9 protein-coding genes and 1 pseudogene are annotated in these 20256 nt (G+C 68.1%); 8 read left to right on the plus strand and 2 right to left on the minus strand.

Annotated features, from left to right (window positions below):
• Positions 1-2 precede the first annotated feature (2 nt).
• The gene (gene nhaA / locus ACH34R_RS33555) at positions 3-1271 is read right to left on the minus strand and encodes a Na+/H+ antiporter NhaA (protein ID WP_397565576.1); all 1269 of its coding nucleotides are present in this window, start codon (positions 1269-1271) and stop codon (positions 3-5) included.
• Positions 1272-1462: 191 nt separating this feature from the next.
• The gene (gene acs, locus ACH34R_RS33560) at positions 1463-3457 is read right to left on the minus strand and encodes an acetate--CoA ligase (RefSeq protein WP_397565577.1); all 1995 of its coding nucleotides are present in this window, start codon (positions 3455-3457) and stop codon (positions 1463-1465) included.
• Positions 3458-4609: 1152 nt separating this feature from the next.
• On the opposite strand from acs, the gene ACH34R_RS33565 reads away from it, so the two are divergent.
• The 8 genes and pseudogenes from ACH34R_RS33565 (at position 4610) to ACH34R_RS33600 (ending at position 19822) form a co-directional block, all read left to right on the plus strand.
• On the plus strand, positions 4610-5401 hold the full coding sequence (locus ACH34R_RS33565) for an oxidoreductase (protein WP_397565578.1): 792 nt from the start codon (positions 4610-4612) through the stop codon (positions 5399-5401).
• A gap of 2314 nt (positions 5402-7715) precedes the next feature.
• Complete coding sequence (gene ssd, locus ACH34R_RS33570; RefSeq protein ID WP_397565579.1) at positions 7716-8792, plus strand: septum site-determining protein Ssd; 1077 nt, start codon at positions 7716-7718, stop codon at positions 8790-8792.
• A pseudogene (locus ACH34R_RS33575) lies at positions 8792-9949 on the plus strand (TadA family conjugal transfer-associated ATPase); the annotation flags it as partial. The gene ssd and the pseudogene ACH34R_RS33575, both read left to right, overlap by 1 nt.
• Before the next feature lie 2045 nt (positions 9950-11994).
• Positions 11995-12537 (plus strand): type II secretion system F family protein, encoded by a 543-nt coding sequence (locus ACH34R_RS33580; RefSeq protein WP_397565580.1) that lies wholly within the window; start codon positions 11995-11997, stop codon positions 12535-12537.
• A 1918-nt stretch (positions 12538-14455) separates the two neighbouring features.
• Positions 14456-14902 (plus strand): type II secretion system F family protein, encoded by a 447-nt coding sequence (locus ACH34R_RS33585; RefSeq protein WP_397565581.1) that lies wholly within the window; start codon positions 14456-14458, stop codon positions 14900-14902.
• A 360-nt stretch (positions 14903-15262) separates the two neighbouring features.
• Positions 15263-15823, plus strand: a complete 561-nt coding sequence (locus ACH34R_RS33590) for a TOPRIM nucleotidyl transferase/hydrolase domain-containing protein (RefSeq protein ID WP_397565582.1) — start codon at positions 15263-15265, stop codon at positions 15821-15823.
• 2028 nt (positions 15824-17851) lie between these two features.
• Positions 17852-18148 carry a DUF4244 domain-containing protein gene (locus tag ACH34R_RS33595; protein ID WP_397565583.1) on the plus strand — a complete coding sequence of 99 codons (297 nt, stop codon included), beginning with the start codon at positions 17852-17854 and terminating at the stop codon, positions 18146-18148.
• Positions 18149-19483: 1335 nt separating this feature from the next.
• Entirely contained in the window at positions 19484-19822 is a 339-nt protein-coding gene (locus ACH34R_RS33600; RefSeq protein WP_397565584.1) for a TadE family type IV pilus minor pilin, read from the plus strand.
• The last annotated feature ends 434 nt before the right edge of the window (positions 19823-20256 follow it).

The raw sequence follows: 20256 nt of genomic DNA on the forward strand, positions 1-20256 counted from the left end.
TGTCAATCATCCTGCTCGCTCATCGGCCCCGGCACGCGCCCAGGGCCCGATGTCGCGGACGCCGCCGCGTGCGAGCGGACCCGGAAGTGCAGCAGCGCGGCGGCCAGGATCGAGGAGACCAGGCTGGCGGCGAGCACGCCGGTGGTCACCGCGTCCGCGCGAGCCGGGTCGCCGCCGTACGCGAGGTCGCCGATCAGCAGCGAGACCGTGAACCCTACCCCGCCGAGCAGGGACACCGCGGCCATGTCCCGCCAGTGCAACTCGCTGGACAGGCGCGCGAGGCCCAGCCGTACCGAGATCCAGGCTCCTCCGAACACCCCGAGGAACTTGCCCACGACGAGGCCCGCCATTACTCCGAGGACCACCCGGTCGGAGAAGATGGCGCCGACGGCGGAGGCGTTCAGCGGCACTCCGGCCGACAGGAACGCGAACACCGGCACGGCCAGGCCGGCGGATATCGGGCGGATGTGGTGGTCGGCGGCTTCCGCTGGGGTCCTTTGCTCTGCCTCGCGGGCCTTGCAGCGGGTGAGCAGGCCCAGCGCGACTCCGGCGACGGTCGCGTGCAGGCCGCTGACCTCGACGAAGTACCAGGCGGCGAGGGCGATCGGCAGGTAGATCCACGGGCTGGTGACCCCGCGCGCCTGGAGCAGGCCGTACAGGGCGATCAGGGCCGCTCCGGCGAGCAGCATCGGGACGTTCAGGCCCTCGGTGTAGAACAGCGCGATGACCGTGATCGCCCCGAGGTCGTCCACGACGGCGCAGGTGAGCAGGAACGCGCGCAGCGCGGCGGGCATGGCCGAGGCGGTGACGGCGAGTACGGCGAGCGCGAAGGCGATGTCGGTGGCGGTCGGGATCGCCCAGCCCCGGGCGGCGTCCGGGGCGCCGATCGTGACCAGCAGGTAGACCGCGGCGGGGACGGCCATGCCGGACAGCGCCGCGATGATCGGCAGCGCGGCCTTGCGGAGCACGGCCAGCTCGCCGTGCGTGAACTCCTCCTTGACCTCCAGACCGGCGACGAAGAAGAAGATGGCGAGCAGGCCGTTCTGGGCCCATTTGTAGAGTTCGAGGTCGAGGTGGAGGGACGCCGGGCCGAACGTCAGCGTACGGATGGAGTCGTAGCTCTCGTAGGAGAGGTTGGCCCAGATCAGCGCGGCGACCGTGGCCGCCAGCATGATCATGCCGCCGAGGGTCTCGGCGCGCAGCGCTTCGGCGATCTGGGTGGCGTAGCGGGCGGTGGGACGAAGCGGCCATACCTGGGCGGCTCGGCGCATGCTCTCTCCGGTGCGTCGGGGTCGTTCAGGGCGCTCGCCGACCAGACTTCCCGGCACACCATTTCCTAAAGAGTACTAAACCGGACAGGCGCGGCTCCCCGGGTACGGGGGCCGCGCCTGTGATGTGGCTCTCTTGTTTCTGGCTTGTTCGGGTTGTTCGGGGTTGTTCGGGTTGTTCGGGCTCGTTGGGGTCAGTCTTCGGATTTGGCGCTGGGCAGCTTCTCGGAGATGAGGTTCATCACCGAGCTGTCGGTCAGCGTGGTGACGTCGCCCAGCGAACGGTTCTCCGCCACGTCGCGCAGCAGCCGGCGCATGATCTTGCCCGAGCGGGTCTTGGGCAGCTCCGGCACCACCAGGATCTGCCGCGGCTTGGCGATCGGCCCCAGCGTCTTGGCCACGTGCGCGCGCAGCTCGGCGCCGATGTCGTCGCTCTCGGTCACGTTGCCGCGCAGGATCACGAACGACACGATCGCCTGACCGGTGACCGGGTCCGTCGCGCCCACCACCGCGGCCTCGGCGACCTTCGGGTGCGACACCAGGGCGCTCTCCACCTCGGTGGTGGAGATGTTGTGGCCGGAGACGAGCATCACGTCATCGACCCGGCCGAGCAGCCACAGGTCGCCGTCCTCGTCCCGCTTGGCCCCGTCGCCGGGGAAGTACATCCCCGGGAAGCGCGACCAGTAGGTGTCGATGTACCGCTGGTCGTCGCCCCAGATCGTGCGGAGCATGGCCGGCCACGGCTCGCGTACGACCAGGAAGCCGCCGCCGCCGTCGGGCACGCTGTTGCCCTGGTCGTCCACCACGTCGGCGCTGATGCCCGGCAGCGGGCGCATCGCCGCGCCCGGCTTGGCCGCCGTCACGCCCGGCAGCGGGCTGATCATGATCGCGCCGGTCTCGGTCTGCCACCACGTGTCCACCACCGGGCAGCGGTTGCCGCCGATGTGCTCGCGGTACCAGACGTAGGCCTCGGGGTTGATCGGCTCACCGACGCTGCCCAGCACCCGCAGGCTGGACATGTCGAACTTCGCCGGGATGTCGTCGCCCCACTTCATGAAGGTCCGGATGGCGGTGGGCGCGGTGTACAGGATCGAGATCTTGTACTTCTGCACGATCTCCCAGAACCGGCCGCGGTGCGGGGTGTCCGGGGTGCCCTCGTAGATCACGCTGGTCGCGCCGTTGGCGAGCGGGCCGTACACGATGTAGGAGTGGCCGGTCACCCAGCCGATGTCGGCCGTGCACCAGTAGATGTCGCTCTCCGGCTTCAGGTCGAACACCGCGTGGTGCGTCCAGGCGGTCTGCGTCAGGTAACCGCCGCCGGTGTGCAGGATGCCCTTGGGCTTACCGGTGGTGCCGCTCGTGTAGAGGATGTAGAGCGGGTCCTCCGCGTCGTGCGGCTCGGGCTTGTGCTCGTCGCTCTGCCGTTCGACGAGGTCGTGCCACCAGACGTCCTTGTCGGTCCAGGCGACGTCCTGTGCGGTACGCCGTACGACCACGACGTGCTCCACACCCGGACACTCGGCCACGGCCTCATCGACCGTCGGCTTGAGCGCCGAAGGCGCGTTGCGCCGGAAACCGCCGTCGGCGGTGATGACCACCTTGGCGTCGGCGTCGTCGATGCGGCTCTTCAGCGCCGAGGCGGAGAACCCGCCGAACACCACCGAGTGGACCGCCCCGATGCGGGCGCAGGCCAGCATGGACACCGGCAGCTCGGGGATCATGGGCAGGTAGATGGCGACGCGGTCGCCCTTGCGGACCCCCAGCTCGGTCAGCGCGTTCGCCGCCCGGCTCACCTCGCGCTGCAGGTCGGCATAGGTGATCGCGCGGCTGTCGCCCTCCGGCTCGCCCTCCCAGTAGTAGGCGACCTTGTCACCGTTGCCCGCCTCGACGTGGCGGTCCACACAGTTGTAGGCGACGTTGAGCCGGCCGCCGACGAACCACTTGGCGAAGGGCGGGTTCCACGACAGCGTGGTGTCCCACCGCTTGGACCAGCTCAACCGTTCCGCGGCCCGATCCCAGAACGCGAGCTGGTCGCGCTTGGCCTCGTCGTAGGCACTCGCGGTCACGTTGGCCGCGGCGGCCAGGTCGGCGGGAGGGTCGAACCGCCTCGTCTCCTGAAGCAGGTTCGACAGGGTCTCCTGTGTCCGGTTGCCGCCGTTGGGGCCGTGACCAGGGGTTTCCAGGGCCACTACATACTCCTTCACGAGGGCCTGATCTGTTGCTTGCGATCCCACTTCACCAGCCCACAGGCGTCCACCACAAGAGGTCTAGACAGGTCTGTACCGTGTGGCGAAGTCTTCTCGGGATCCTGACAAATGGCGTGTAGTAGTTGTAATAACGAAATCTTATGAATGCCCATACCCTAGGGGTTCGGCAATGCACCCACCGCTGCGCCCGGCGGTCCCTACGCCTCGCCGAACGGTCCCGGCCACGACGGCCCGCAGGCCCCGACAACGAGAAAGTCCGCCGGTCAGCCCCCGCCCAATCCCCCTCACCCGATCCCACCCCGGCCACCCTCCGCACTCACCACGACGTGCGATTTCGCGATCTTTCCCCCGGGTGTCCGCGGCGGTTCGCACACCCCGCCCGACGTACTGGCTGGTCCGCCCTGCGCCCGACCGTCCCGCCTGCGTCGATGCCCAAGCCCGCCGGCCCGGCGCATGGCCGAGGGGCCTGCGGTGGAAGTGGTGTACGGCGTGTTGGTTCGATGCCCGAGGTACTGGCTGGTCCGCTCTACGCCCGGGCGACCGGCCCACGTCGATGCCCAAGGCCGAGGGCCTGCGGTGGAAGTGGTGTACGGCGTGTTGGTTCGATGTCCGAGGTACTGGCTGGTCCGCTCTGCGCCCGGGCGACCGGCCCACGTCGATGCCCAAGGTGCCGACCCGGCGCACGGCCGAGGGGCCTGCGGCGGAAGTGGTGTACGGCGTGGCGGTTCGCTGCCCGAGGTCGCCGGCCCACGTCTCACGGCCTTACAGCCTTACGGGGGCGGCGCGCTGCCGGGGAACCCTGGTCCGGCAGGCGTTGCGTCGACGCTCAAGACCGCCGGCGCCCACGCGCGGCGGGCAGGGGGAGCGGCCCCGTCGTACCCCTTCGCCAGGACCGCCGGGCCGCAATCACCTGAGAGACGTCATCGGCTGGGCCTGCGACACCCGGATGATGCGGGCCGGACGTGCCGGCGCGCACCTTCTCGTCCGCAGGCCGTACCCCCGTTCCTCTCAGACCCTTCAGAGTCCACCTCGGCCGTCCCACCCGAGCGGTGCCGGGAACACGAGACGTTGGCACCCTCCTAGGCCCTCCCCACCTGGGAGGCTCTGACCACCGCCTCGGTAGGGTCGGGCGGTGTGAGTGACCCATTGGCGGTGATCGCCGAACTCCCCGGCGTACCCGAGGCCGTCACCGAGGCCAGGGAAGCGGTGGACCGGCTCTACCGCCACCGCGTACTGCGACGTCGCAGTCCTGAGGTGTCGGCCGAATCCGCACTGCGCGGCGCCCGAGCCTCCGCCGCGCTGGAAGGCGTGGACGCCCCGCTCGGCCCCCTGCGCGCGGGCGAGGTGACGGACCCCCTCGTGCAGGGCGCGCTGCGCGTCTCCGCCGAGCTGGGCCGGCTCAGCAAGACCTGGCGTACGGCCCCGCGCCAGGTACTGGCCCGCCTCCACACCCTCGCCGCCGCCGGCTTGGTGGAGGAGGCCCGGCTGGGCCGTCCGCGGGTCGCCGACGCGCCCGGCGTCCCGCCGAACGACCCTCTCGGCCTCGGCCCGGCCCCCTCCGCCGAGGAGACCGCGGCGCGCATGGACGCGCTCGTCGTCTTGATCACGGGCGAGACCAAGGCCTCGGCGGTGGTCCTGGCGGCCGTCGTACACGCCGAGATCGCCGTGCTCAGACCCTTCGGAGTGGCCGACGGCCTGGTGGCCCGGGCCGCCGAACGCCTGACGCTGACAGAGTTCGGGCTCGACCCGAAGTCGCTCGCCACCGTCGAGGTCGGCCATGCCGAGTCGTCGTACGGCGAGAACCTTCAGGCATACTTGACAGGCGGTCGCGATGGAGTCGGCCAATGGTTACGGCACTGTGCCCTGGCGGTGACACTCGGCGTCCGAGAGGCCACCGCGGTGTGCGAAGCACTACAGCGCGGCTGACGCACAGTGATCGATCTACCCGGTGCCTTGGAAGAAGTGCCAGCGTAGCGAGGGCGCGTCACGCGCCCGCCGCTCCTTCGCCGCCCACCGGCGGGCCGTAAACACAGCGGACGGCGTCCCTGGGCTGGGACGCCGTCGCCGGCACGTCGCACCGGGTTACCAAGCGTGCACCTCGTATCCGTCGGAGCGGGTCAAGCCCGTCTCGACGCGCCTCCCGCGGCTGGTCGCGCGTGGGTGCCCGGCGGCCGTGCCCGGACAATCCGTCCGTGACACCTTTCTACGTCGGATCCGCCCTGATGGGAACCCCTAGAAGCAAGACCTTTACCAATCATCTTCACCAAATTGTGACACAATCGGATGAACCCCCCGTATCTCCTCATATATGTCTTTGGTATGAGATCACGATGCTCGGTGGGTGGGTGAGCGGCCATCCATGCTCACGCTGAGTGAGCAATATAGGGCTGGTACGGGATGTCCGGATTCGGCAACAGAGAGTAGTTGTGCGGTTACGTCGAAAAAACTTGGCGGAAATTGCAGATTGCTCCTCGACGAAACTCAAGTGGATCGGGCAGCATACGTGGGTATCTCCCTAAACTGGAGTGAGTGTGCACGGGGCCGCATTGCATGTCCCTTGCCATGCCCTGGTGAAGTGTTGAAAGCTTTCTTCTGAAACGGGACCGGCTCTACCCCCCCGGAGCCGGACCGGTTGGCGACCCCCGCTCTCCCCCCCGGCGGGGGTCGCCCCTTTGCCCCCCAAAGCACCCCTCCTGCGCCACCTGGTCCGCACCACCCCAGCAACGCCCCTCTGGCTCAGGCCCGCACCTCCGCCCTGCCTGTCCTCCCTCGGTGCCACAGTGCCTCAATTACCGGCGCTCCCCATCGCCCGCCAACACCGAGGGCCCTCACCGCCGCCACCCCCCGCCGGCGTACCCCCTGACCGAAGCCCGCCGCCCAGCACCACCGCGCCCACTACCGATCCCGCGGCTCCCTCCCTCGCCATCGCTCCCCGCCGTCCACTGATGCCGTGCGGTCCCAGCGCCGCCGCCTGTTCCCCAGTGGCGCCAGGGTGCCTGAGTTGCCAGCGCCGCCCATCGCCCGCCGGCACGGTACGGTCCCTGTTGACGCCGTCGGCCGCTGTCACGCCTTCTCCAGCGGCCCCCGCCCCCCTGCGCCGCTGGTCCCACGCCCAACCGACTGACGCGCCCACTCATCCCAGCACCCCGCTGTCTCACTTGCCGGCGCTGCCCATCGCCCGTTGACGCCGTGGGCCTTCACTGACGCCGCCCGCCGTCGGCGTACCTCCCACCCGTGCCGATCCCACGCCTAACTCACTGATGCCGCCGACTCATCCCAGCACCCCGCTGTCTCACTTGCCGGTGCTGCCCATCGCCCGTTGACGCCGTGGGCCCTCACTGACGCCGCCCGCCGTCGGCGTACCTCCCACCCGTGCCGATCCCACGCCTAACCGACTGATGCCGCCGACTCATCCCAGCACCCCGCTGTCTCACTTGCCGGTGCTGCCCATCGCTCGCTGACGCCGTGGGCCCTCACTAACGCCGCCCGCCGCTGGCGTACCTCCCCCCCCGCGCCGATCCCAGGTCTAACCCACTGACGCCGCCCACTTACCCCAGCACTTTGCCGGTGGCCCCGCCGTCCGCTGGCATGGCGCGGTCCTCATTGACGCTGTCCGCCGTCCGCTGCTGGCGCGCCTTCCCCTGCGGCCCGCTGCCCAGCACCATCGCGCCCGTGCCGATTACGCGTCTCCCTTTCCTGCTCACTCCCCGCCGTCCGCTGACGTTGCGTGGGCCCAGCGCTGCGGCCTGTTCCTCAGTGGTCCACCGTGTCCGACTTGTCGGCGCTGCCCATCGCCCGTCGGCACGGGTACGTCCCTGTTGGCACCGTCGGCCGCTGTCGCGCCCGCTCCTGCGGCCCCCGCCCGCCGGCGCCGCGGTCCCGCGCCCAACCGACTGACGCCGCCCACTCACCCCAGCACCCAATAGCTCATTCGCCGGTGGCGCCGTCCGCCGATGTTCTGCGGTGCCCATCAAGGCCACCTGCCGCTGGCGCCCGGGCTACGTCCACAGAAGCCGCCTACCTGCGGTCACACGTTCCTGCCGATCGTGTCCCGTTCCCGCTGGTGCTCCCTCTGGCGTCCCAATGCCTCGGCTCATGCCCTCGACCTCCTGCCGATGGCGAGTTATCCACAGCCTCGCCGCCCCCGTCCACCCCCCTTTATCCACAGAACGCCGTTCGGTGCCGAACCGGCCTGCCCCCATAGCCCATCGTGGAGCTTCCGCTCTTGAAGGAGGCCACCATGATCCGCCCGTTGGTCATCACAGAAGACCGTGACCTGCTCGACGACCTGCTCCGTATCTCAGCCGCCGCCGGCACCGAGCTCGACGTCGCCCACTCGCCCGCGCACGCCCGGCCGTACTGGACCCGCGCCCCCGTGGTGGTCGTGGGGGCCGACGCGGCCGACGCCCTCGCGTCCTGCGGGCCGCCCCCGCGCTCGCGGGTCCTCCTCGTCACCCGCGAAGGCGTGGACCCCGATACCTTCCGCCGGTGCGTGGCCGTGGGCGCGCAGGCCGTCCTTGAGCTACCCGCGGCCGAACGCCGTCTGGTCGACGAGTTCGCCGACGTCACGGAGCTAGGCGCGCAGGTGGGTCTGGTCGTCTGCGTCGTGGGCGGCAGCGGAGGTGTGGGGGCAAGCGTGTTCTCGGCGGCGCTTGCCCGCGTCGCCGCCCGGCGACGTCTGCGCACCCTGCTCCTCGACGCCGATCCCCTCGGCGGCGGCATCGACGTCATCGTGGCCGGCGAGGACACGACCGGTGCCCGCTGGTCTGAACTGGTGGCCAGAGAAGGAAGGGTCAATCCAGGCGCGCTACAGGCCGTGCTACCGGCATTCGGTGAGCTGTTCGTGCTGGCCTTCGACCGCGGCGTGACCGATCCCGTGCCGCCCGAGGCCATGCGATCCGTGCTGGAGTCGGCGAAACGCGGCTTCGACCTCATCGTGGTCGACCTGCCACGCCACCTCGACGCGGCGGCCACCGAGGCCCTGATACGGGCGACCACGACCGTGATCCTGGTCCGCCCCGACGTGCGCGGTGCCCTCGCCGCCGATCAGGTTCTCAGTGTGCTCAGATCCCATGCCGGAGACATCCGCGCGATCATTCGGCCCGGCCTCGTCGGAGACGCCGTGATCACATCCTCGCTGGACCTGCCCTCCGCCGGCACCCTTCCCGACCAACCGCGCCTCAGCGAACACATCAACGACGGCCATGGGCCACCGGTGAGTCCCAAGACACCTTTGGGACAGTTCTGCACATCCTTCCTCGATGCCTTCCTGGTCGAGAACGGCACCGACCCGGCAACCGAACGGGGGCACGTGTGATGAAGGCAGAGTCCGTTTCTCCCGCACTCGTCGAGGCCGTGCGCGTACGCCTCGCCCGCACAGGGGCCGAGCCGACCGCGTCCCACGTCGCAGTGGCCCTCAGAGCGGAAAACGCCATCCTCGGCGACGCGGAGGTCCTCAGCGTCGCGAGAGCACTGTGCGCCGACCTGATCGGAGCAGGCCCGCTCGAACCGCTGCTGGCTCGCCCCGACGTCACCGACGTGCTGGTCAACGGACCAGGCGCGGTCTGGATCGACGATGGTCACGGGCTACGGCGCACCTCGGTGAGCTTCCCCGACGACGAGGCGCTGCGACGGCTGGCCCAGCGCCTGGCCGCGGGGGCCGGGCGGCGGCTCGACGACGCCTCACCGTTCGTCGATGCCCGGCTGGCGGGCGGCGTGCGACTGCACGCGATCCTGCCGCCCCTCGTGCCCGGCGGCACCTGTTTGTCACTCAGGTTGCCGCCAAGGCGTGCCTTCACCCTCCCCGACCTCGTCTCGGCCGGCACCGTCCCGCACGATGCTGTCGGCGCGCTGACCGGCCTGATCACCAACCGCCTGGCGTTCCTCGTCACCGGGGGCACAGGCAGCGGTAAGACCACGCTGCTCAGCGCACTGCTGTCCCTGGTGGATCCGGCCGAACGACTGCTGCTGGTGGAAGACTCGGCCGAACTACGCCCGACACATCAGCACGTCGTCCGGCTGGAGTCCCGCCCGCCCAACGTCGAGGGCCTTGGCGGTGTCACTCTTCGCGACCTCGTACGGCAGGCGCTGCGCATGCGACCGGACCGGCTCGTCGTGGGCGAAGTACGCGGGCAGGAGGTAACGGATCTCCTGCAAGCCTTGAACACCGGCCACGAGGGAGGCTGCGGCACCTTGCACGCCAACGCCGCCGCCGACGTGATGCCCCGCCTCGAAGCGCTGGCCTGCGCGGCGGGTCTCACCCGCGAGGCCGTCCACAGCCAGGTCGCCGCCGCACTCGACGTGGTCGTCCACCTTGTACGCGACCACGCCGGCGGGCGCCGCAGGGTGACCGAAATCGCCCTGCTCACCCGTGCCCCCTCCGGCCTCGTCACGGTGGAGCCCGCCCTGACCTTCCCACCCGACGGCCGAGTCATCCCCGGCCCCAGCCTCCCCGCCCTCGCCGACCGGCTCCCCGCCGGCGCCCTCGTAGACCTGCAACCTCCACCGCGCAACCGCACAACCCCGCGCCGGTCAGAGAGCTATGGCCCAAGCATCCGGTTTCCGCAGTACGACCCGGCGAGTCCGCAGCCCTCAGCAGACGACTGCGTGAACATAGGCATTTGGGAGACTGACCCCGTTGGTCCGCGACCGGGCCCACGGCTTCAAGAGACTGAGCGCACGAGCCAGGGGTTTCGACAGGGCGATCCTGCACGCCTGCGGCCAACAGTGGAAGATCCCCCAGAGCTCCACTTTTCAGAGGCCGGCCCCCGAGGCTCGCGATTCCCGGACGGTGATCCTTCGGGCTTGCGGCCATCGGAGAGCGATCCGGCATGGTCGGGGTCACCGAAGGGTGATCCGCCAAGTCCGCGGTTTGCGGATCGCGGTCGTCCGAGCCAGAAGCCTCGAGACGGTGATCCTTCCCGGCTTCGATTGCCGGAGGGCGCTCCGGGGCGCTCGCAGGCTCCAGAAGGTGATCGTACGAGTTCGTGGCTTCAGGAGGGTGGTCCTCCGAGTCCGCGGTTTGCGGATGATGGGTGCCCGAGTTCAGGGTTTCGAGACGGTGATTCTTCCGGGCTTCGGCCTGCCGGAGATGGGGATGGCCCCGCAGGCTTGCAGGTTCCGGACGGTGAGCGTGCGGGCCTGTGTCTTCGCGAGGGTGATCCTTCGGAACTGGGGCTTTCGGAGGAAGGTCGTCCAAGTCCGTGGTTTGCGGATCGCGGTCGCTCGGGCTCAGTGCTTCGAGACGGTGATGGCTCGCAGGTTCTAGACGCTGATCGTACGAGTTCGTGGCTTCGGGATGGTGACCCTTCGGGTCTGTGGTCTGCGGATGACGGGTGCCCGAGCCCGCGGCTTCAAGCCGGTGATCGTACGAGCCCAGAGCTTCGAGCAGGTGAGTCTTCTGATCTCGGTGCTTCCGAGAGCGATCCGGCCAGGCCGTGGTTCCGGAAGAGTGGACGGGCGAGCTCGCACTCGCCGGACGGTGATCGCACGAACTCCGGGCTTCAGGAGAGCGAACCCGCAGGCGTGCGGCTTTCAGACAGCGATTCCGCGCGTCTGTGTTCCCTGAAGGGTGATCGCACAAGCCCACAGCCCTCAGAGGTCGACTCCACGGGCCCGCAGCCTCCAAGCGACGCTTCCGCGTCGCCATGTCACCAGCGGGACGATCCCACACGCCCGACGCTTCCGGAGGCGACTTCATGAGCGCCATGGCCACGGCCGTACTCGCCGCCCTGGCGGTATGGATCTGGACCCTGCCCAGCCCCGCCGGCGCGAGACTCGCCCGCCTCATCGCGGCCAGGTCCGCCCATCCACCAGATCCAGAAACCGCCGCCGCTGATCCTGGCGGACTCCCATACGGCCTCCAGACGCTCGCCGTCCCGTCCCTCACCGACCACCTACGGGTCCACCGAGACATGACCTCCACCCCTGGAACCCCTGCCTCTCCTGCCCAGGGGCCGGTCACTGGCCCGTACACCCACGCGGGCCGGGGCCCTTCCGACGCGGCGACAGCGCCCCCATCCCGTGACCTCACCATGACGCCGTACGCTCGTGCAGACGGAGTGCCAGCCCCCAAGGGTGCCGTTTCCCTGGCCCGTGGTCTTTCCACGGCACTACGCCCCCGCGTCGGTGGCGCGCCCGCCACTGGACCACCTCCTCCGATCGGCCGCCGACTGGCCATAGATCCGCACGCGCGTCCGCCCACGGCTCCCGCGCCCCACCCGCTCCTGTCGCTCGCCCGACGACTGGCCACAGGTCTGTACGCCCACGCGGATACGACCCGAGCACCCGGCCCGGCCAACTCCCCGGCTCGACGGTACGGCCCGGCATATGTGGGGTTCACCCCTGGGCCCATTCGTCCCGATCCAGAACGGGCCGCTCCCTACGAGATCTCGACGGAGCCCGCCCGGAGAGACTTCAACGCCTTGATCCACATCGTGGCCCGGATCGGTGCGCCTCTCATAAGGCGCCTCCCGTTCGCTGACCGTGTGGGACGCCGATCGGCCCGAGCGAAGGCCACCGTGCTGTGGCACACGGCCTGTATTGAGTTGTGCCACGGCCTCGGAGCCGAACTCGCGGCCGGACGCAACCCGGCCGAGGCCCTGTCCCGAGTGGTGGCATGGGTGCGCTTCCCGGAGCCATCGGCGGCTCAGGCGCTGGACACGGCAGCACGCAACGGTGGTGATGTCCCGGCGATCCTCCGGGCCGTCGCCCCAGAGGAGGGCGGTGAGGGTTTGCGCCGGCTGGCAGCGTGCTGGCAACTGAGTTCACGTGTCGGAGCGGGCCTGTCAGCCCTCATCGATCGGGTGGAGACCGGCCTCAGGGCCGCACAGGCGCACCGCCAGGACACGGCCGCCCAACTCGCGGGCCCGCGAGCCACCGCACGCCTGCTGGCCGCTCTGCCGCTTTTGGGGCTGCTGTTGGCCACAGGAATGGGGATGAACCCCATCGGCTTTCTCTTCGGCGGCCCCATGGGGTTCGGTTGCCTTCTGGTGGGCCTGGCACTCAACGCATGCGGGCTCTGGTGGACCAACCGCCTCGTAGCTCGTGCCGAACGGGCGTGAGCGGGCATCCCACAGACTTGTGAAATTCCGTGCCACACCGAGCACACAGACGACCTACCGGAACCCATTGGACCCCGGAACGGCCAAAGCGACGACCAACGGCACTCGCCACCCGAAACCGCAACTCGTTCCTCCCCGGGCGCCGGACAGTGAGCCTTTTTCAACCGGTCGCTTGGACCAGGTCAAAGGCGTCTCCATCGGGCTCAGGCTGAGGCTGGTGCCCCGGCAGGGCGCCTGGTCATGCGGCTACGGCGTCTCGTTTACCGCCTCTGACCAGGGAGCTTGAGGTTGAAAAAGGTTCAGTGGAACCCCATGCGCACTTGGCGCCAGAGAACGCCAGGGGGGCGAATCGGGTCGCAGAGCGAGAGTTGTTCGATGGTCGGTATGGGCGTCCCTTGAGCCAAGCCCGGTCCGCGCCGGGAGATGCTGGTGCTCTGCGGCATAGCGCGAACTTCGCACCGCAGCACTGAAGCGCGGCCAGCCGGCTGCGCGGGAGCCGTCGCTCGCCGCGTACGCAGCCTATGAGGCTCGGCCGTAGAAAACTCTGTCACGGGCCGGGACATGACCTTGGTTTCCAGTACCTATCAGAAGATCCTATCTGGCCCAAGTTCCACAACACCGCCACCGGCTCAAGCCCGAAAATCCGATCTTTGATCTGCTCTACGCGGCCGATAGAAGGCGCTGATACGGTCACATCAAAAGATCGGAAAAGTGGAGCGAAGTGGTGGCGACATGAAATTCCATCTCTCCCCGGAGGTCACCTCTGACCTCTCCTGGAGTGACTTCTGCTGATAAGTGAGGTTGAGCGGTGATCTGGATTTTGCTCGCGGTAGTAGCGAGTTCCATTGCAATGTGGCTGTGGCTTGCCGCGCCAACGGCTGCGGATCGTTTGCTGGCGATCCGCGACGCGGATCAGCTACGCCGCCAGAGGCGTTCTGGTTCGGCTCCCGGAGACGGATTCGGTCCGCATGGCCACCTTCCCAGGGCGCTCATGCTCGGCTTGATGGAGGACACGGAGCGCCGCCTTGGGACGCTCGCCCACGCCGAGGAAAACGGCTCGGGGCGGCATCTCCCAGAAGAACCCGCCCGTGGCCTCGAAGATCATTCGCGCGGTGGCTTCATGACCGGCCCTCTTCCTATCGCAGGCGTTCACCCTTACCGCCGCGATGTCGGCCGCCAGGCTGCCGAGGTGCATGCCATCACCAGCAGGACAGAGACAGGCGCTCCACGATCGCCACGAAACAACGGATCGAGAACAGCAGGCCGTACACCCTCCGCGCGTTTCGCTACCAGTGAATCGGTGCCCTCAAGGGCTCGCTCGAGTCCTGGGCGGAAAGCCCAAGGGCCGACGCGAGGCCCCGGCAGAGGCACCCCGCCGCAGTCGGACATCGCTGGCCGAGCGTCGGCCGCGGCAGCAGAACACTCCTGGTCATCCGCAGAACGAGGCACTTCGCTGGACAGTGCTTCCCATCGACACACGGGTGGTCGCTTACTGAAGGATTCCATCCGCCGTCTGATCCCGGACCGGAGCAGTCAGAAGGGGATGGCTCGTCGGCCTGCGTCCGTCGGCCGCCCTCGGTCGCTCTTCGTACGCGGCGCACTGCCCGGCCTCGCCCGCCAAACACCAACACTCATCAGGCGTCGACGCTCAGGCGTTGCTCACGGCCACGTACTCGGGGGTACGGCCATGGCCAGGACAACGCACCGGGCAATGCCTGCTTCGCCCAGTTCTCCGACTGCGCTCGTCGTCCAACCGGGCGCGGCCGGCGTCCGCGAACTGGCCATTGCGAGCGGGATGGCGGTCCTGGGGATACTGATCTTTGGTACCAGCGTTACAGGTGTGCTCGTGGGTGGCCTCGCTTTCGCCGGGACCATTCTCACTCTCCGCACCCGAAGGCCCCCGGAATCCCGTCACGAGATGGCGCAGATAGCCGACGATCTTCCCCTCGCTGCCGACCTGATGGCCGCCTGCCTGCGCGCGGGCCAGCCGATGACCAGCGCCGTAGAAGCGACCGCGGCCGCAATAGGCGGCCCCCTCGGCGACCGGCTGAACTGGGTGAACGGCCAGCTACGGCTGGGGGCCGCACCCGATTACGCGTGGTCATGGCTGCTGCGGGAGGACGCCACAGCCCAACTCGCACGTACCATGATCCGCGCCGCGACCACCGGCTCTCCCGTTGCCGAAGCTCTCACCCGTCTCGCGGACGACGCCACCGCGACCGCCAGAGCCGCCTCCTCCGCCGCAGCCCGCCGAGTCGGTGTTCAGGCGGTGGCACCACTCGGGCTCTGCTTCCTTCCCGCCTTCGTCTGCCTCGGCATCGTCCCGGTGATCGCCGGTCTCGCCGCTCAAGTATTGACCTTTTGATAAAAGTATTCTCGGCAACCAGGATATCTACGAGTATCGAGGCAATGGGGAATCGTTGACACAGGTAGCTTGTGCCCTTCGGCTAAGGTATAGGTTGATGTACTCGCTTGGCTTGAGTGCTCGGTAATTGTGCCAGTCTCATTTTCAAGCCGAAGGGACCATAGCCAGTCTTGCATTCTATTCGAATCAGCCGCGGAGATGAACTGACCGCTCAGCGCGCAGCGAGGCGAACGATCAGGCTTCGGCAATAGGAAGAGAATAGGCCGAGCGACAGTCGGCGAGCATGAACTGCGGTTGTGACGACCCACCAAGGCGTAAAAGGAGTCGAACCCCCGCCACGTTCGGTGGAAAGCTGGGCTCGTGAGCGACACCCACACTGTGGTCCTGGTCGAGGGCGCCAGCGACAAGTCGGCCATCGAAGCGCTGGCCAAGCGCCATGGCCGGCACCTCATGGCCGAAGGTATCGCGCTTCTCGCGATGGGCGGTGCCACGAACATCGGGAAGTACACCGCCAGGTTCGGCCCCCGTGGTCGCGGCCTACGGCTGGCCGGTCTCTGTGATGCCCGGGAGGAAGGTGACTTCCGCAGGAGCCTGGAGCACGCCGGCCTCGGAACCGACCTCAGCCGAAGCGACCTGGAGGCGCTCGGATTCTTCGTATGCGTCGCCGACCTGGAAGATGAGCTGATCCGCGCCCTCGGAACCGCGGCGGTCGAGCGCGTTGTCGACGCCGGCGGCGAGCTCAGCTCATTTCGCACGCTCCAAAGGCAACTCGCATGGCGTGGCAGAAGCACTCACGATCAGCTGCGCCGTTTCATGGGCTCGGGCAGCGGCCGCAAGATCCGCTACTCCGGTCTCCTCGTCGAGGCACTCGACCTGGATCGCGTACCGCGGCCCCTGGACATGCTGCTGGCCTACCTATAGGCACGCGTAGAAGCGAGGGCGGACTCGCGGGCGGGGTGAGCACCAGCCCCCTGAAATCATGGAGACGGTTCTCTGCCACTGGGCGTCCTTTGCAGGGCCGATGAAGCTGTCCTCTTCTCGATCATGCAACGTACGGATGTGATGCGCGGCAGCCCGTCGCTGGCCATATGCCGTCAGGTGGCCTCGTAGAAGTCAGCGATCCAGACGGCGATCTCCGCGCGGGCCTCGATCTGGGCGCGAAGGGTGACGGTGCACGCGCTCGACCTTGAGCGTGCTGTTCAACACCTGGCCCGCTGCGCGCATCCGAGCCGCCCTTGCGCGTTTCATGCGTTGCTGTAGAAGCTTCAGCTTCCGAGCAAATTGGCCAGGGCAGGGCTATGACTGAACCTCTTTCAACCTCAAGCTCCCTGGTCAGAGGCGGTAAACGAGACGCCGTAGCCGCATGACCAGGCGCCCTGCCGGGGCACCAGCCTCAGCCTGAGCCCGATGGAGACGCCTTTGACCTGGTCCAAGCTACCGGTTGAAAAAGGCTCACAGAATCCATTTCATCCTCGGGCAGTCTCGTGGGCTCGAAGCACCACGATGGTTTTCACAGTTAGCCGGCTCAAGTTCTCGGCCGAGCCGGGCGAGCGCGCCGACAGCTCCACATGCAACCCGCAGTGGCCGCCGAGACGCCAACCCCAGCGCCCGCCAGGGAGAAGGTCTCGCCGTTGCGCAGGTAGACCAAGGCCAGCGGGGGCTGCTGGCTCAGGTTGAGTCGCCGCCATGGCGAGAGGACCGCCTTGCGCTGCCGCCGGGTGATCCCCACCACATGGTTGAGCGTCCGGGAGAACAAGTCGGCGGCGGCACGATATAGACCCCTGGACCCCAGGTCCAGTGATTGTTCCTGGTCGATCAAACCCATCTACCAGGGCTCCCTTGCGTCGCCGCTCCTTCGCGCGAACCGCGATCTCATTGTGATCAGGCCCCCGCAGCCGAGGACGAAGGGGTTCAGTGAACCCTTTTCAACCGGCTGCTTGCACCAGGTCAGGGGTGCCTTCGTCGAGCTCGGGGCGCGCCTGATAGCCCGGCAGGACGCCTGGTCATGCGGGTACGGCATCTCGCTTACCGCCTCTGACCAGGGACTTGAGGATGCAAAAGGCTCAGTGTCGATTCGATCTCCGTGCGGTGTGCCCGAGCGCGAATCAGTGAGCCTTTTCGTCCCCATATTCGCTGATCAGGAGCGATGCGTGAGCTGTCACATCCGGCTGGCCAGGCATAGGGGGCTGCATCAGGCCCGGCCTGAGTCGATGTACCGCCCGCTGGCCTGGTTCAAGCGACCGGAGTAAATGGGTTCAGCGTCGATCAGGGTACGCCGCGCGGAACTGGACGCGTACCTGATGACTGAACCCTTTTCAACCGGCTGCTTGCACCAGGGGCAGGGGTGCCTCCGTCGAGCTCGGGGCGGGCCTGATAGCCCGGCAGGACGCCTGGTCATGCGGGTACAGCATCTCGCTTACCGCCCCTGACCAGGGGAACTTGAGGATGAAAAGGCTCACTATGTGCCACTGTCATGGCCTCCGCTGATGTGGCCATGACAGGCGGTTGTCCGGAGGGGAGTGCCGAGGGCGGCGCGCGTCCGCACCGTGGCGGGGTTTCGGCGGCCTGAGGGCCGCTTGGGCGCGTACGACACGAGTAACGGCGCCCGCCCACACGTACCAAGGCCCCTACAGCAGACCGCCCCGTCTGAGGAGCGCCGGGCCGAGCTGCACCACCTCGCAGGACGCTCGGCAGTGCAGTTTTTTGGTGGGGCCGCGAGAGCGATGGAGCCCGGGCGCGAGGGGGCTTGTGACGGCGTAGGCGAGGCCGGCCCGCAGTCGCATCTCGGAGATCTCATGGCCCTGGAACGTTGTCCACAGGGCGGGATTCCAGCGATCTTGCGGTTATCCACAGAACCGCGTTCGGCCGCTTGGCGGGGGCGGGGAATCGGCGATTCTGAACGCGTTGCCGCCGGGCGAAGGGCCTGGGGCCGGAGAGCGGGAGGCCGCGATGGACAGGTTGATGACGATGGCCAGGGGGATCTGGCGGTGGCCGGGCCGGGTGAGCGCGCTGCGGGTCGGCAATCGGGCACGTGCTGCGGTGCTGTCACTGGCTACACGCTGCGTAAGACGGGTCGCGTTCGCGGCGAAGGGCGGCTCAGACCGTGGCATGTCCACGGCGGAATACGCGATGGGCACTCTGGCGGCCTGCGGGTTCGCCGCCCTCCTCTACAAGGTGGTGACCGGGACGGAGATTCAGGAGGTGCTGATGAATCTGATCAACAAAGCCCTCAGCGTCGCCGGCTAACGCCTACGACCCGCCGGGGGTGTCCGGACTGAGCGGGGGCGGAGAGAGCCTTCGGAGAAGGTGGGGAGCCATGCTTCGACCTTCGAGGTGCCGACCGTCCTTCCAGAGCCGGACACTCCCCATGCGCGTCAGAGTGTTCGTTGCTTGTGGAGTGTCGCGGTCCTGTGGAGTGGTGTTGGCATGGTGAGCCCGCCATGCCTTAAGGGGGTGGCAGGCGCCATGAGGTCATCCCCAGGCGGGGCCGTCCGGCTGCGGGGATCGGCGGGTGATGGTGTCCCGTCCAGTGGTGCAAGTGGGAACGTTCGGATTGGACATCGCATAGGTCGGCCGCTCGGGCTGCGGGAAGTTCTACCACACCGAGGGACGCGATCGTTGAGGTTTGTGAGGGCGGCCTTGGCCTCCATGGCGATGGCCATTCCTGCAGAGCTGGAGTTCCCATGCTCGATGTAGGAACTGGTTCGTTTGCACCTGCTTTCGGGAGCCTCTGGGTGGGCGTCGCCGTATCCCGCAGCGTGGCGGGGTTTCGTCGGCTGCGGACACTGCGATCAAGGGCGCTCTCGCCTGTGAGCGGCGAGGGGGCAACCCGCCATAGACGGCCCCGTATGAGGACCGCCGAAGCGGGTTCACACCACCCGGCGGGGCACCGCTGTCGGCGTCAGTGAGCCCAATCGGTCGCTTGGACCAGGCCAAAGGCGTCTCCATCGGGCTCAGGCCGGGTCTGGTGCCCCGGTAGGACGTCTGGTCATGTGGCTACGGCGTCTCGTTTACCGCCTCTGACCAGGGAGCTTGAGGTTGAAAAAGTTCAGTGATGACCTTCCCGGAGGTCGTCGCTACTTCCACTTCCGGGAGGGCGTGCCGGGGGTGGCCCCTGTGTGTGGTTATCCGGGGCTTGTGATGGTTCGTAGATGGTCATGGAGGGACGACATGGGTGATCTACAGCGTGCTCAGCGTTGCGCTGATAGGAGGGGCACTGGGAACTGCGAATCCGGCGGCCCTCGCACGTTCAGGAAGGTCGTGGCCGGTTCGCCCGGTGGCGGCCTGGGCGGCGGCCTGGGCGGCGGCCGATGTACCAGTGGTTCGCGTGCATCTCCCGCAGAGAGGCAGCGTCGGCGTGTAGGAGGCATGGTGGGCGTGTTCCTCGGCGGCACGGTGAGTGCTTGCGTTCGTGTGCTGGGTGGGCCTGCGGCCCCTTCAGTCCGCAGGCCCGCTTCCCGATCCTCCATCGCGCAGGTGCGTTACGGCCGGACCGCAAGCATCTCTTCGGACCAGCGCACGAGACGGACAAGTGCGCGGCCAGGTGTCCTATTACCCGATTACGGGCGGTCCCGAGGGTCGGTGACGGCCGAGACCGCGGCCGTGCTGCCATCGCTGATGGTGGTTTTGGCCGCGGCCATATGGGCGGTGGCCGTGGTCGGGGCCCAGCTTGAATGCGTGGACGCCGCCCGAGCCGGCGCTCGGGCGGCGGCGAGGGGAGAGTCGATCGAACAGGTTCGCCAACTGGTGGCAGATCTCGCTCCTGATGGCGCGGAAGTCGCCGTACTGCGGGATGCCCACACCACCAGGGTGAGTGTGTCCGCGCAGGTGCGTCCGAAGTGGGGTGAGCGACTTCCTGCGGTCTCTGTGGGAAGCGATGCCGCGGTGATAACAGAACCGGGCGCCGACGAGGCGACATGAGGCCCATCTGAAATACACACCCGCTTTCGAACCCGGATGATCGATGCGATGCGAGTCGGCCAGTCGGCGACATGCGGGGTCTGCGTCCTGGGTGGTGAGAGGAGCTTTTATATCGCTGCTGGTGGGCAGTGGTTGTTGGGCCCTGGCTTTGTCGGTGCGAGGTGGCGCGTTCGCCGCCCCGGAAAACCATCCCTGGTGGCGTCCCGCGAGGTGGGGTGAATTTCGCGCCGTGGTCCTTACACAGGCCCTATCGGTAGTGGATTCTTGCTCATTTGGGCATGGTCTGCTGCGGGGGCCGTTGGAATTCTGTGGGCGCGCTCTTGGAGGTGTGCGGCGATATGGGGATGTGGGGTTCTTGCCTTGGGGCGCTGGCGTTCAGAGCGTGGTGCGAGGTAACGCTATTCGGGTGAATGGTAGAAAGTGCGAGCGCTGTG

This window comes from Spongiactinospora sp. 9N601 (assembly GCF_044326295.1).
GTDB classification, from domain to species: domain Bacteria; phylum Actinomycetota; class Actinomycetes; order Streptosporangiales; family Streptosporangiaceae; genus Spongiactinospora; species Spongiactinospora gelatinilytica.